Origin of the sequence: Paenibacillus kobensis NBRC 15729, from assembly GCF_004000825.1 — a bacterium.
Lineage (GTDB): Bacteria > Bacillota > Bacilli > Paenibacillales > Paenibacillaceae > Paenibacillus_T > Paenibacillus_T kobensis.
Map to the genome: position 1 here is coordinate 1 of NZ_BILZ01000092.1, position 13597 is coordinate 13597.

Sequence of the window (13597 nt, forward strand, 5' to 3'; positions counted from 1 at the left end):
ACCGCCGTTCATTTATGCGACATTAGAGTAATTAAGCGACGTTGAGAGACTCTTACAGCGATTGAGCAGTCGGATGAACGGAAATAAGCGTCCCGTGAGGACGCTTATTTATCATCGCACCGTTCCGCTGGCTGCCTACTCGTTCGAAACGATCAGCTGCAAGCGGCCGTCCAGCATGTAAGGGCCAAAGCCGACCGGGAGGATGAAATGGTCGCCTTTGCGAAGCTCGTAACGCTCGCTGCTGACAAGCAGTGAGCCGCTTCCTTCGATGACGCTGAACAGGTGGTACTTGCTGCTTGCAGGCAGCTGCGAGGTGCCGTTCACGTCCCACCGCTCTACGGTGAAGAAGTCGTTCGAGACGAAGCTCACGGCCGTAAGGCCTTCGGCTTCGCGCGTGCTATACGAGACCGGCACGTACGCTTGCGGCACCGTTGTGACGTCGATGGCTTTGTCCAGATGGAGCTCGCGCAGGTTGCCTTGTTTGTCCTTCCGGTCGTAATCGTACACCCGGTACGTCGTATCGGAGCTTTGCTGTGTTTCGAGCACGACGATACCTTTGCCAAGCGCGTGAATCGTTCCGCTAGGGACGTAGAAGAAGTCTCCGGCCTTAACAGGAACACTCGTAAGCAACTCGTTCCACTGTCCGTCCTGGATCATGCGGACAAGCTCCTCCCGCGACCCCGCCTCATGGCCAAAAATAATCGAAGAGCCTGGCTCAGCGTCGACAATGTACCAGCATTCCGTCTTGCCGAGCTCGCCGTTCTCGTGCTTGCCGGCGTATTCGTCGTCCGGGTGAACTTGAACGGACAGATCGTCGGAGGCGTCAAGCAGCTTGGTCAACAGCGGGAATACCTCCGAGCGGGAAACGAACAGCTCTGGATGGGCCGTCCACAGCTCGCCGAGCGGCATGCCTTGGTAAGGTCCGTTCTTGACGACGCTTTGGCCGTTCGGGTGAGCGGATATAGCCCAGCATTCGCCGGTCGTGTCGCTAGGAATGTCATAGCCGAATAGTTCTTTCAGCTTCGTGCCACCCCAGATGCGGTCTTGGAATACAGGTGCCAGGAAGATCGGTTGATTCATCGTACATCATTCTCCTTATTTATAAGCAATATGAATGAGAGCAGCGGCGCCAATCAAACCAACATCTTGCGATAACGCGGCAGGGACAACGGCTGTCTCGCGGCCGGACGGATTGAGCGCATGGTGTCTAATGTAGTCGGTAACGGTATCGAACAGAGGGGCTCCGACCTGCGATACGCCGCCTCCGATTACGATAAGCTCCGGATCGAAGGTGTTGATCATGGTGACGCAGCCGACGCCGATGTAGCGGAACACCCGGCGCACCAGTTCCTCCGCTGCGGCATTGCTGCCGGACAGGGCGAGCTCGAACGCTTCTTTGGTCGTGACAGGGCGTCCCAGCAGTTCGCTTGCCATTCTAGCGATCGCTGTTCCGGATGCGATGTACTCGAAGCAGCCGCGTTGTCCGCACTGGCACAGGCCCGCAGCCGGGTCGATGACGATATGGCCGATATCGCCGGCGTTGCCCGTTGCGCCCGTGATAAGTCTGCCGTGGCTGAAGATGCCTGCGCCGATCCCGGTGCTGATCGTCATGTACACATAGTGGTCGGCGTTCTTCGCCGCTCCGATCCATCGTTCCGCCAATGCGGCGGCAGTCGCGTCATTCTCGAATGCAAGCTTCACATGGCTATCGAAGTGCCTTCTGAACGAATCGACGACGGGGAAGCCCCACCAGCTGCGCAAATTCGGAGGCTCGGCAATGATGCCGCGCTTCGTGTCCAGCGGGCCTGGCGCCCCGATTCCGATGCCTAGCAGCTCAGAGGCCGATACGCCGGAATCCTCCATCAGTTTGTTAGCCGCCGCGGCGATTTCATCTACCATATGGGAAGGGGAGGACGGGTTCGTAGGGAGTGTCGTCTTCGCAAGCGCTTGTCCATTCGCGTCAACTAGCCCGATGGCGGTCTTCGTACCGCCGATGTCAATGCCGACTGCATATTGCAAGGATTAAAACCTCCTGTATGAACGTTTTGTCACTTGACAAACTTGACAAAACTTAATTTTGTAAAGTAAAGTTGGGTTAAGTTTATCATGTTCGGGAAGGAATGAAAAGAGAGATGGCGCGGAAAAAGAAAGTGTCCATGCAGGACATCGCCGATCATTTGAACATATCGAAAAATGCGGTCTCGCTTGCGCTGCAGAACAAACCGGGCGTAGGCGAGGAGATGCGGCATAAAATCATCGAAGCAGCGAAGTCGCTCGGCTACGGACCGTACGGCGAGAAGCCGTCATCGAGCGGCACCGTGCTGGTGCTCGTGCCGGAGCGGATTATGAGCTATCAGGATAACGATCACTTTCAGTTTTTTCACGATATGATCTGGGGGCTGGAGAAGAGCATTCGCGCGAAAGGCTGGAACGCCGTCATTGCGCCGATTGATGCGGAGATGGAAGCGGGACTCGAGCTGCCGCGGCACTGTACGGAAATGACGTACAAAGGCATTATTCTGTTCGGCATCGTGGACCGGGCTTATGCGAAGCTTGTCTGGGAGTTGGACGTTCCGCTCGTCATGCTGGACTCCTACCACCGGGGATTGCCATGTCCGGTCGTATCCTCCGATAACATCGAAGGGGCGTACGAAGCGGTATCCGTTCTGATTCGCTCCGGTCACCGGGATATCGGGTTTATCGGACCGACCAATCTGACGTCCAGCCACGAGGAACGATGGTTCGGCTATTGGAAGGCGATGTCGGAGAACGGGCTGCCGATTGACTTGGCGAAGGTAGTTGCTTCGTCTGTAAGCTTTCACTATACATCGGATGAAATTTGTACGCTGCTGGACACGATGCCTCAGTGGCCGACGGCCTTCTTCTGCGGCAACGACCGGATCGCTTATCTGCTTGCGGCGGAGCTGAAGAAACGTAATATACAGGTTCCAGAGGATATCTCCATCGTCGGCTTTGACGATCTGAAGGCTGGCGCCGAACAGGGGCTCGGCTTAACGACCATGCGGGTGGAGAAAGCGCGGATGTGCGATGCGGCTGCCGAGCTGCTGTTGTCGCTGCCTGGCAATAACCGGGAGATGGTACGCCATTACATCCGGCCGACATTAGTCGTCCGGGACTCGGTCCGCGAATGTTAGGGAATTGTGTTGACTAACAGTGCTAACAAGGAATAACAACTTGATGCGTTAGCTAACAAATTGGCGTATACTGAAGAAAGACATCGATTGTAGGCGGAAGGACTAGAAAGATGAACGTAAGACAATGGGTCTCGAAGGGATGGTCCAAACTAACCGACATGCCGATGGAGCGCAAGCTGCTAATCGTCTTTCTGGCTGTTATCACGCTGCCGCTCGCTTTTATCGGGTATATCTCTTATTCGAACTACACGGGTTCGATCGAGAAGACGACGGTGTCGTATTCGACCAATCTTATGACGGCGATGATGGAACGGACCGACGATTATATCGAGGATATGATGCGGATCTCTTCGATTCCAGCCTATCAAGCCGACATCAAACAAAATCTGATCCGCTCGAACAAATATTATGCGCAGCATGAGCAGGTATCCGGCGCGGAGCCGGTTCCGGAAGATTTTAATCAACTGCTCCTGATTCAGCGCGGCATTAAGTCTTCGGTGAAGTTCATCAACAATATTAAGCGCGGAGCGAATGTAGTCTACATTTTCGACGAATTCGGGAACGGGTATTTCTCGACGGAATCGGGAGCGGTCCGCCTTGATCTTGATCAGAGCTACCGGCGCTGGGAGGAGCAAGCGTCCCGTTCCGGCGGCGAAGCGCTGCTGCTTGGCACAGAGGCTTACACGAGTGTGCTGAACAGCGAGCGTTATGCTTTTACTGTCGTCCGCAAAATATTGGATGACGTGTCGCTGGAGCCAATCGGTCTGATCGCCGTCGACACGGACATTCGCGTCATCGAGAATCAGATGGTCGAGATGGACAAGCTGACGCACGGCGAATCGTTCATCGTCGACGAGAACGGCGGCATCATCTATGCGAGCGATAAGGACCGCAGTGCCAAGCAAATTGCTAGCCACCCGCAGCTGCTTCATCAAGACGGTGGGGGCGGCAGTTTTTATGCGGCTGTAGACGGGGTCAACCAGCTTGTCCTGTATACGACCTCGCCTAATACGCGGTGGAAGCTGTTCGTCCTTATCCCCGAGCGGGAGATGAAGAAGGATTCGATTCGGATCCGGAACGTGACATGGGCTGCGACTTTCGTTACCATTGCACTCGCTTTGCTTCTATCCATTCTTATGTCCTTCGCGATAACCAAGCCGCTGCGCAAAATGATGCGTCTCATGCGAACGGTTCAAGAAGGGGACTTCAAGGTGCAGTTCCCGGTTAAGCACCGGGATGAGATCGGCCAGCTGGGCAGCCAATTCAACCGGATGATCGTCCGAATCGACCAGCTCATCAAGGATATATACGAGATGGAGAAGAAGAAGAATGCGGCCGAGATGTACGCGCTGCAGAATCAGATCAATCCGCATTTTATGTACAACACGCTGGAGACGATTCGGATGGTGGCGGAGCTGAATGACGATGAGGCGGCGGCTGATATGTTGTCGGTGTTCGGCAAGCTGCTGCGGTACAGCATCGGCGATATCAAAGGCAAATCGGTCATACGGGCGGAATTGGAACATGTCCGAAATTACGTCGAGATGCTGAATTACCGGTATCCGAGCCGGTTCGATCTGAGAATCGACGCCGAGGCGCAATATCTCGAAGCGCCGACGCTCAAGCTGCTGCTTCAGCCGATCGTGGAGAATGCGATCTATCATGGATTGGACGACCGAAAGGCGGTCATGCGAATCGACATCCGCATCGATCAATCGGATCAGCAGATGCTGGTGCATGTCATCGACGACGGTCTGGGAATGCCGCAAGAAACACGCGAGCGGTTGAATTTGTCATTCGCGGGCGTGGATGTCAGCAAGAGCAGCAGTCCGTCGAGCCGAGGGGGGATCGGCCTGCGCAACGTATGCGAGCGCATCAAGCTGCACTATGGACATCGTTACGGCATGAAGGTGATGGAAGGGCAAGAAGGAGGCACGGAGGTCGTGCTCATGCTTCCACTGCCTGGGACCGATGCCGATTCGCAATAGTGGTAATTAGCGACAGGGGGAAGAGATTGTGACGAAGAAAGTAACGATGCAGCAAATCGCAGATCATCTAGGCGTATCTAAGTACGTTGTCTCCAAAGCGCTCTCCGGCAAGAAAGGGGTCAGCGGAGCGACGAAGGAACGCGTCATTCAAGTGGCATCCCAGCTCGGCTACTTCGCCCAGAGCAGCGGCTATATGAAGCCGATCAAGACAGGGCGTGACGAAGAAGCGCTGCAAGAGTCGGATATTAAACAATCCGTTCTCGTGCTCATGCCGAATATCCGGTTCCAGACCCGGGATTCCGTCTACTGGGGGCGTATTCTGGACGGTATATCCGCCCGCTTGGAGGCCAAGGGAATCGGGATGGTTATCGTTATGGAGCAAAATGTGGAGAGCTTCATGCATCTGTTGAAGCCGGAAGGCATACTGGGGATGATCGGAGTCGGTGAGATCGCCTCGAACATGCTGCTCGAAATTCATCGGCTCGGCGTACCGATGATTCTGGTCGACCATGAGGACCCTCTCATTCCTTCGGATACGGTGTTCGTGAACAACTATGACTGCATGTACCGGCTGACCAAGCATTTGATCGGCATCGGACACCGCAACATCGGATTCATCGGCAACGACCGTTATTCCCGCAGCTTTTTCGACCGCTTCAACGGATTCCGCCATGCGTTGGAGGAATTCGAACTTTGGGACAAGCATGAGCAACTGACGGCATTGGAAAATATGGAGCGTTACGATGAGCCGATCAAGGCGTGGCTCCTTCGCCGCAAGAAACTGCGTGCGCTGCCCACGGCAGTCGTCTGCGCCAACGATTCGATTGCCATCGATGCGTCCCGGGCAATCCGCGAATTAGGGCTCGATGTGCCAAGCGACATCTCGGTCACGGGCTTCGATAATATCGACGATGCCATCCGGCATTCGCCGCCGCTGACGACCGTTAATGTTCCGAAGGAAACGCTGGGCAGCCGAGCGGTCGATAAGCTGCTCGAACGGATCGGGCGTCCGAAGGAACCGCTCGAGAAACTTTTTATCGTCGGAGAAATGATGTACCGACCGTCTATTGCAACCGTCGCGAAGTCCTAGTGATCTTCTCTCAAAGTGATAGGGGCACTGCTCCGAAGAAGGTGTGTTAGCAATGAAAGTGATGGTTGTCGATGACGAAGAAGTGATCTGCCAAGGTCTGATCAAAATATTAACCAAGCTGAATCCTGAAATTGAAGTTATCGGTTCCTACAATAACGGGGCGGTCGCTTGGGAGCATTTTGACGAACTGAGCAGGCAGGGGCTGGACCTTGTCATTACAGATATTAAGATGCCGTTCATGGATGGTATTAAGCTGATCGGGCGCATTCGCGAGGCTGGCTCGACGGTAGATATTATTGTGCTCAGCGGATTCGAGGAGTTCGAATATGCGAGAGCTGCGCTTCGCAGCGGCGTTAAGGACTACTTGCTGAAACCGGTCGATAAGGTGCGTCTTCAAGAGGTTCTGCAGGAGATTGCGGCTGCCCGACAGACGAGCGGCGGCTCTGCGGAGCCGGATCATCAAGACCAGCCGCTTCAAGAGCGGGAGCATCATGCGATCGAAACGGTCAAGGATGTGCTGAAGAGCTCGTTCGAGCAGCCGTTCGAGCTGGACAAGCTGGCGCAATCGGTCGGTATGCACAGCAGCTACTTGAGCCGGTTGTTCAAGCAGACGACGAGCATGACGATCACCGATTATATTATCCAACTGCGCATCGAGAAGGCGAAGGAGCTGTTGACCGGCAATCCGTCCCTTCGCAATTATGAGATCGCGCAACTCGTCGGCTACCATGATCCCGTCTATTTCAACAAGCTGTTCAAGAAGATCGTCGGCATTACGCCGAAAGATTATAAAAGCAAAAAGTGGCCCGGGGCGGAGTGAATGAAAGTGCGCATATTGGCGGCGTTCGTCGACAGCTGACGATTCGGCTTGCTGACGAATGTGAAATCGACACTTGATAACGCGGATTCGGTGGTATACAATAAGGCTTAAATAATCGAATTACGTTGAAGAGGATTAGTAAGTTTTTCGATGCGTGCAGAGAGCTGTTGGTCGTTGCGAAACAGTCGCGGAGAATTGCTGAACTCGCCTTGGAGTTGCTCGCTGAACCTTGCAGTAGGCGGAGCCGGACCCTGACCGTTATCAGCAGGTGGATATCCGATTTGCCCTCGTGCGAATCCGTATCTGTGAGTGCATGCCCTGACCGGCATGAATGTGGAGTGGTACCGCGTAAGATGAACAGTCTTTCGTCTCTGTAAGAGGAGATGGAAGGCTTTTTTTTGTGTTATAAGGCTCATCGAGTTATCAGCTAAGCTGCAGCATATAGAGGAAAGGGAGGACATCCATCCATGAAAAATGTCGAAAAATACGCCAGAGGCTACTTTATGCCGCCGAAGACAAGCTTGAATTGGACGCGGAAGGAATATATCACGGAGGCGCCGATCTGGTGCAGCGTTGACCTGCGCGACGGCAATCAGGCGCTGGTGGTGCCGATGAATTTGGAGGAAAAGCTGGAGTACTTCAAGATGCTCGTAGCGATCGGATTCAAGGAGATCGAAGTCGGCTTCCCAGCCGCTTCGGAGACGGAGTTCACGTTCCTGCGCACCTTGATCGAGCAGGATCTTATTCCGGACGATGTTACGATCCAAGTGCTGACTCAATCGAGAAGCCACATTATCCGCAAAACGTTCGAATCGCTCAAAGGCGCGAAGAAAGCGGTCGTCCATCTGTACAACTCCACTTCTGTGGCGCAGCGTGAGCAAGTATTCCGCAAGTCGAAGGAAGAAATTATCGGGATCGCGCTCGAAGGCGCAAAGCTGTTGAAGCAGTGTGCGGAGGATACGGAAGGCAACTTCCAATTCCAATACTCGCCGGAGAGCTTCACGGGTACGGAGATCGAGTTCGCGCTGGACATCTGTAACGCGGTTCTCGATGTATGGCGGCCGACGAAAGAAAATCCGGTCATCATTAACTTGCCGGCGACGGTGTCGATGTCGATGCCGCACGTCTATGCGAGCCAGATTGAATATATGAGCGAGAACCTCAATTTCCGCGACAGCGTCATTGTGTCGGTTCACCCGCACAACGACCGCGGCACGGGCGTAGCCGATGCGGAGCTCGGCATGCTGGCCGGCGCGCAACGGGTCGAAGGCACGCTGTTCGGCAACGGCGAACGGACGGGCAACGTCGACATCGTAACACTCGCACTGAATTTGTACTCGCACGGGGTAGATCCGAAGCTCAACTTCGATAACATTCAAGAAATTGCTGCGGTCTATGAGCGCCTGACTCGTATGCGCGTCGGCGAGCGCCAGCCATACGGCGGCGAGCTCGTGTTCACCGCGTTCTCCGGTTCGCACCAAGACGCGATCGCGAAGGGCATGGCATGGCGCGAAGAAGAAGAGCGCGAGCATTGGTCCGTTCCGTACCTGCTTATCGATCCGAAGGACATCGGCAGACAGTACGAGGGCGACATTATCCGGATTAACAGCCAATCCGGCAAAGGCGGCATCGGCTACATTTTGCAGCAAAGTTATGGTCTCGACCTCCCGCCTAAGATGCGCGAGAACTTCGGCTACTGCGTCAAGAACGTATCCGACCAGCAGCAGAAGGAGCTTATGCCGGGCGAGATTTACGATATTTTCAAGACAGAATACGTGAACATCAAGGCGCCGGTCGAGTTCGTCAAATTCCGGTTCCCGGACGATGAAGACTTCCGCACGATCGTGACGATCCGCGTGGATGATGCGACGAAGGAAATTACGGGCACGGGCGATGGCCGTCTCGATGCGATCAGCAATGCTCTGCAATCGGAGCTGGGCGTGACGTTCACCGATCTGGTTTACAAAGAGCATGCGCTCGAAATCGGTTCGAAATCGCAAGCCGTTTCCTACATCGGCATCACAGCAGCGAATGGCGTCGTCCATTGGGGCTGCGGCGTAGACGTGGACATCATGACATCCTCGGTCAAAGCGCTGTTCAGCGCCGTGAACCGGATGAAGCGTGGTTAGGCTTAGAGGGAATTGAATAGGTAATGAAAACAACCGCTCTCTTGGATGGGAGCGGTTGTTTGTTTTGTTCAAGTATTGGAGCAATCCCGGTCACTCACGCCGTGACGGTCATCTTCAACCCAATATCTCGCTCGTCACCCGCTTGAATTCGTCCTCCCAGCTCGGCGTCTGCGCGGCGGTCTCCAGCGCGGCGGCGACAAGCCGCTCACGCTTCGGCTTGTTCAGCAGAGCATCGAGCAACTTCTGCGCGATATGCGTCGGGGCAGGCTCGCACAGCATGCAGTTCTCGTCGTCGCGGAGCAGCCAATCCTTCCATTCGCTCTTGTTCGTCACGACCAAGCAGCCGCAGGCCATCAGTTGAATCGGAATATAGGACGTGTGGCGGGTCATCATCATCGTAAGGCCGACGTCGCAGAAGCGGAACATCTCGCCAGTCTCTTCATAGGGAAGCGTTGCAACGTTGTACATCACATGTTCAAGGCCGTAATCCTTCACGTCCCATCCGCCGCCTGCGCTAATGATCTCCACGCGCTGGCCGAGGCAATGCTTAAGCAGAATCAACGCTTGGACGGCGACCTCGAAGCAATTGCGAATGCCGAAAGGCCGGCCGTAGAACAGAACCTTATAGACGCCGTCGAACGGCTTCGGCTCACTCTTATAGTAGAACACGTTACGGTCGAGCGAAGGAGTGAAGTGGACGGCTTTGCCGCCGTAGGCCTCGTAGCTCGTCTTCAACGCAACCGTATTGCAGATCGCCGTGAAGCCGAACCGGTAGGTGGCTTCCGCCAAGCCGCTGATTGAGCCCGCAGGGTAGAAGTACGGCTCGAAATCCTGCATGAAATAAAACTTTTTCTTCACTCGGTTGAATTTCAGCAGCGGATAGGCTGTTTGCCATGCTGTACAGAAGCCCAGGTCGTGGTCGGGAATGTGCGATAGATTGAAGTTTTCGTTGGTGAAATGATAGAAGTCGCTATCTGCAAGCAGGGGGAACGCTTCCGCGATCATCGACGGCTGATTGGTCAGCTCGAGTACGCCTTGAACGGCGAACGTGTTGCGGATGCCGTAGTTGCGGGTCAGGAAATCGGCGAACCGGAAGATCGTATGGATGCCGCCATAATAAGGATACAGAAATTGCGGAATGATCCATAACGCGGTTTTGTAAGGGGCTGCAGCGCCGTCGGTTTCGATGACTTTTCTATTGTTGAGAAGGTCTTCTTCGGTAAAATCATACCGTTGCGCATGATAGAAAGCGTCGGACGGATATTTGTCCTTGATGACGATCTGGTATTGTTCGATCGTGACGCCGTCCGGCACGCCTTTATGCGGCATATCCGGAGAACCGCTCTCGTTCATTGAATCACCCACCTGCCCTGTCCTGTTCTTGATTTAGAAACCATTTTATTCATTGCTAGAAAAGAGGGTACTAGACGAAGGGCTATTTGCGCTTCGTCTCCATTCCTGCCTCAATCGCCGCGGGATGGCTGCGTATATAGATAGTAATAAGGATGGAGAGCAATTGGAAGGATGATGGAGAGTGGATTATGGCTGTGATCGCAAGGCGGTATTGCGACAAGGAATCGATGTGAGCGGCAAGGTAGGGTTGGAGATTGGTGCCCTGATGAATCCGATCGTGACCAAAGCGGAAGGGATGATCTACTACGCGGATCATCTGGATACGAAATCGCTCATTCACAAATACGCGAATGATCCGAACGTGGACACAGGCAAGATTGTCCAAGTCGATTATGTATGGGGGGACCAGACGCTGGGGCAGGCCGTTCCGCGTCATATTCAGTTCGACTATATCATCGCATCGCATGTCATCGAGCATGTACCCGATATGATCGGTTGGCTGTTCGAGCTTGACGAGGTGTTGAAGGAAGACGGCATCGTATCGCTTGCCATTCCGGACAAGCGGTATACGTTCGACTACTTCCGTCCGCTGACGACGATGGCCGAGCTTATCGATGCTTATCTGAACCGGTACCGGGAACCGACGATCAGACAGCTGTACGATTCCTATGCCAACACGGCCCGAGTCGACACCTATCGGACGTGGCTGCCGGACTTCGATGCATCGGGCATCGAGCGTTACCATACCGAGGAGGAGGCGTTCCAGCTGTGCAAGGAGATCTCCCGTATCGGCGGTTACCATGATGTTCACTGCACCATATTCACCGTTCACTCGTTTCTGGAAATCGTAACGAAGCTCATCAAGCTGGGGCTTTTCCCTTTCACAATCGTCCAGCTGCACATGCCCGTCCCTTATTCCAACGAGTTCATCGTCAAGCTGGGCGCCATGCCTAAGTCGATGAGCCCGGAGGAACGGATGCGGGAACAGCTGGCTTCGCTTCCGTCGATTTGAAGTGACATGCTGGAAGTTTTTTGCTATGATAGGTGGGAATGTATGTAAAACACTGCCTTGGGAAGTAATTATACCGAGTTCAAAAATATTAAATTGTACCAAGTTGCTTGAGTTCCATATGTGGATAGAAGAATCTGCAGCAGTCCCTTTCAATAATCAGTATCTTAGTTACAAAATAATGTAGACATCAACAATACAAAAGGAGATTCCCAGCACTAGATTTGGGTATCTCCCTTTTTTCGATGAACTAATGAATTAAATGGGAGGATAAAGAGCCTTTGAAAAAGTACATAATTGGAGCGTTCATTTTGGTGGTATTAGTCATTTCGATTGGCTATAGGTATGTTTCGAATATGGACCAAGAGGAACAGATCACATCTTCGGAACAGTCTTTATCGTGGAATGGTAAAGTTGATAAGGAAAGTGAGAACTCTGCGATGGATAAGGTGTCTCAAGATCCTATTTCTGAGAACAGTCTATCAGCGACTGATTCTGTGCCAGAGATCAATGGAAGTGATGAAGTAAAAGAACGTGCGCTTCATTATATGAAACTGGGAAATGATTATCTGAACAAAATCATGAATGAACCAGAGGGAGACAGTCTCTATAACCATGTGATGGCCTCGGTAAACTATAAGGCATTTCTATGGTTTGATATAAGCGATGCTACTCGAACCGAATATGAAGAAAAATTAAAGGATGTTACTCCTAGTCAGAATGTGTCAATGTTTTCGGGAGTTTCAAAATCAGGGCTTTTATTTATTGGTCTTGCCGCACCTACATTGAATGGAGACACGTATGAGGAGACCGTAGAGGAAATTCGAGGAGATCAGAAAGAATTAGAGCTTTTCGAAGCCTTTACAGATCCTCCTGGAATGTCGGACCCCATTTATTTTGCGTTTGATTTATTTTCCGAAGATCTCTTGGGGAAAACTTCATCTTTGAATGTTGAACTGTCAGAATTATCTTTCGGGAAAAATGGTCGACCGATTGAAGGCCTGGAAAAAAAAGATGCGAATGTAGAGACAATATTAAAACAATTTAATCGAGATGCTTCTTCAAATTTGATCAAGTTGAGTAGTTGGAATCTGTTTCTCTTTGATTTGATTTCAGTTAAACCGAAGTTCTTTGTTAAAGTGAACGATGAAACTATTGTTTTGGAGAATTAAAAAGTGTGATAATCAGTTCTCCATGTTGCTCAAAGCAGGATTACAATTTTTGGAAGTAAAGAAGAACTGGTCAACCAAGCTCTAAATAATAATGTATAAAAAAGGCCGCGCAGGAATGAACTGCACCCCATTTGTTAGACACCTTCTAACAAATGTCCTTCAGGCAACCACAACAATAACTACTACACGCCTGAGAATTCATATCCGGCTTGACGCAACTGCGAGCGGAGGGGACGGGGCGATAATCGCCGACGAGGTTCTCGTAGTAACAAGCCTAATCATAGTCCAGCCTAAAAAAGGCAGCCAATCCTAAGTGATTGGCTGCCTTTTTTTAATAAGTCAAGAATGTTTCTGCTTCTTTCTACCTCTGTATGCTCTCTCTCAACGAGGGTTGACATTCAACCAGTCCTTTGCGTTAGCTTTGTTTCTTACAAAGTTTCAAGTTGGTTAATTTTCAATAAAAAAGTGGAATTAAATCTAGAATTCACCACTTCTTTATATTATAATTCTATGAGTTTCCAAAATGTGAAAATGGAGGGTTGCTTAGTTATATTTTAATCATCAATCTGAAATAGGGATTTTAAATGAATGAAGGAAAGGAAGTAATCAAATGTTTGCGAAACGTACAACTCTTTTTACAATTATTTTATCTTGTTTCATGCTTCTTTTATCAAGTGTAGTTAATGCAGCTAGTTTTACATACATCTATACAGACGATGGGAAATTGCAATACATGAAGAATCCCGACGGTACATATATGAAGTACACATACGATGCTAATGGGAATACGACTAAAAAGCAGAAGGTAAACTTAAGTCCCAAATCATCATTGACTTTTGCCAAAGATAAAGTGTTAAACATCTCACCAGCCGTTTCTTTGG

11 protein-coding genes and 1 other annotated feature are annotated in these 13597 nt (G+C 51.8%); of the genes, 8 read left to right on the forward strand and 3 right to left on the reverse strand.

What is annotated here, in order from left to right:
* Window positions 1-135: 135 nt before the first annotated feature.
* Together manA and PKO01S_RS27160 are read right to left on the reverse strand one after the other, a co-directional pair.
* Window positions 136-1080, reverse strand: coding sequence for a mannose-6-phosphate isomerase, class I (gene manA / locus PKO01S_RS27155; RefSeq protein WP_127534577.1), 945 nt, complete (start codon window positions 1078-1080; stop codon window positions 136-138).
* 15 nt (window positions 1081-1095) lie between these two features.
* Window positions 1096-2019 carry an ROK family protein gene (locus PKO01S_RS27160; RefSeq protein ID WP_127534578.1) on the reverse strand — a complete coding sequence of 308 codons (924 nt, stop codon included), beginning with the start codon at window positions 2017-2019 and terminating at the stop codon, window positions 1096-1098.
* Window positions 2020-2132: 113 nt separating this feature from the next.
* On the opposite strand from PKO01S_RS27160, the gene PKO01S_RS27165 reads away from it, so the two are divergent.
* The 5 genes from PKO01S_RS27165 (at window position 2133) to leuA (ending at window position 9182) form a co-directional block, all read left to right on the forward strand.
* On the forward strand, window positions 2133-3155 hold the full coding sequence (locus PKO01S_RS27165; RefSeq protein WP_127534579.1) for a LacI family DNA-binding transcriptional regulator: 1023 nt from the start codon (window positions 2133-2135) through the stop codon (window positions 3153-3155).
* A gap of 110 nt (window positions 3156-3265) precedes the next feature.
* Window positions 3266-5143: a cache domain-containing sensor histidine kinase gene (locus PKO01S_RS27170; protein ID WP_127534580.1), complete on the forward strand. Its 1878-nt coding sequence runs from the start codon at window positions 3266-3268 to the stop codon at window positions 5141-5143.
* A 28-nt stretch (window positions 5144-5171) separates the two neighbouring features.
* Complete coding sequence (locus PKO01S_RS27175; protein ID WP_127534581.1) at window positions 5172-6233, forward strand: LacI family DNA-binding transcriptional regulator; 1062 nt, start codon at window positions 5172-5174, stop codon at window positions 6231-6233.
* A gap of 52 nt (window positions 6234-6285) precedes the next feature.
* A complete protein-coding gene (locus tag PKO01S_RS27180) occupies window positions 6286-7053 on the forward strand; it encodes a response regulator transcription factor (protein ID WP_127534582.1) in 768 nt (255 codons plus the stop codon).
* 116 nt (window positions 7054-7169) lie between these two features.
* Window positions 7170-7429: a binding site (T-box leader), on the forward strand.
* A gap of 91 nt (window positions 7430-7520) precedes the next feature.
* On the forward strand, window positions 7521-9182 hold the full coding sequence (leuA, locus tag PKO01S_RS27185) for a 2-isopropylmalate synthase (RefSeq protein WP_127534583.1): 1662 nt from the start codon (window positions 7521-7523) through the stop codon (window positions 9180-9182).
* A gap of 114 nt (window positions 9183-9296) precedes the next feature.
* Here the strand turns inward: leuA and PKO01S_RS27190 are convergent, their stop codons facing one another.
* Window positions 9297-10535 carry a glycosyltransferase family 1 protein gene (locus PKO01S_RS27190; protein ID WP_127534584.1) on the reverse strand — a complete coding sequence of 413 codons (1239 nt, stop codon included), beginning with the start codon at window positions 10533-10535 and terminating at the stop codon, window positions 9297-9299.
* Window positions 10536-10716: 181 nt separating this feature from the next.
* On the opposite strand from PKO01S_RS27190, the gene PKO01S_RS27195 reads away from it, so the two are divergent.
* The 3 genes from PKO01S_RS27195 to PKO01S_RS27205 form a co-directional block, all read left to right on the forward strand.
* Entirely contained in the window at window positions 10717-11547 is an 831-nt protein-coding gene (locus tag PKO01S_RS27195) for a methyltransferase domain-containing protein (protein WP_127534585.1), read from the forward strand.
* A 278-nt stretch (window positions 11548-11825) separates the two neighbouring features.
* Window positions 11826-12716 (forward strand): hypothetical protein, encoded by an 891-nt coding sequence (locus tag PKO01S_RS27200; protein ID WP_127534586.1) that lies wholly within the window; start codon window positions 11826-11828, stop codon window positions 12714-12716.
* A 610-nt stretch (window positions 12717-13326) separates the two neighbouring features.
* Window positions 13327-13597, forward strand: a 271-nt coding sequence (locus tag PKO01S_RS27205) for a hypothetical protein (protein WP_218031506.1), incomplete at its 3' end; no start/stop codon positions are given.

Bases quoted from the DNA above. Each gene is read 5' to 3' on its own strand.
- leuA (WP_127534583.1), top strand. From the start codon at position 7,521: ATGAAAAATGTCGAAAAATACGCCAGAGGCTACTTTATGCCGCCGAAG.
- PKO01S_RS27170 (WP_127534580.1), top strand. From the start codon at position 3,266: ATGAACGTAAGACAATGGGTCTCGAAGGGATGGTCCAAACTAACCGAC.
- manA (WP_127534577.1), bottom strand. From the start codon at position 1,080: ATGAATCAACCGATCTTCCTGGCACCTGTATTCCAAGACCGCATCTGG.
- PKO01S_RS27190 (WP_127534584.1), bottom strand. From the start codon at position 10,535: ATGAACGAGAGCGGTTCTCCGGATATGCCGCATAAAGGCGTGCCGGAC.
- PKO01S_RS27165 (WP_127534579.1), top strand. From the start codon at position 2,133: ATGGCGCGGAAAAAGAAAGTGTCCATGCAGGACATCGCCGATCATTTG.
- PKO01S_RS27180 (WP_127534582.1), top strand. From the start codon at position 6,286: ATGAAAGTGATGGTTGTCGATGACGAAGAAGTGATCTGCCAAGGTCTG.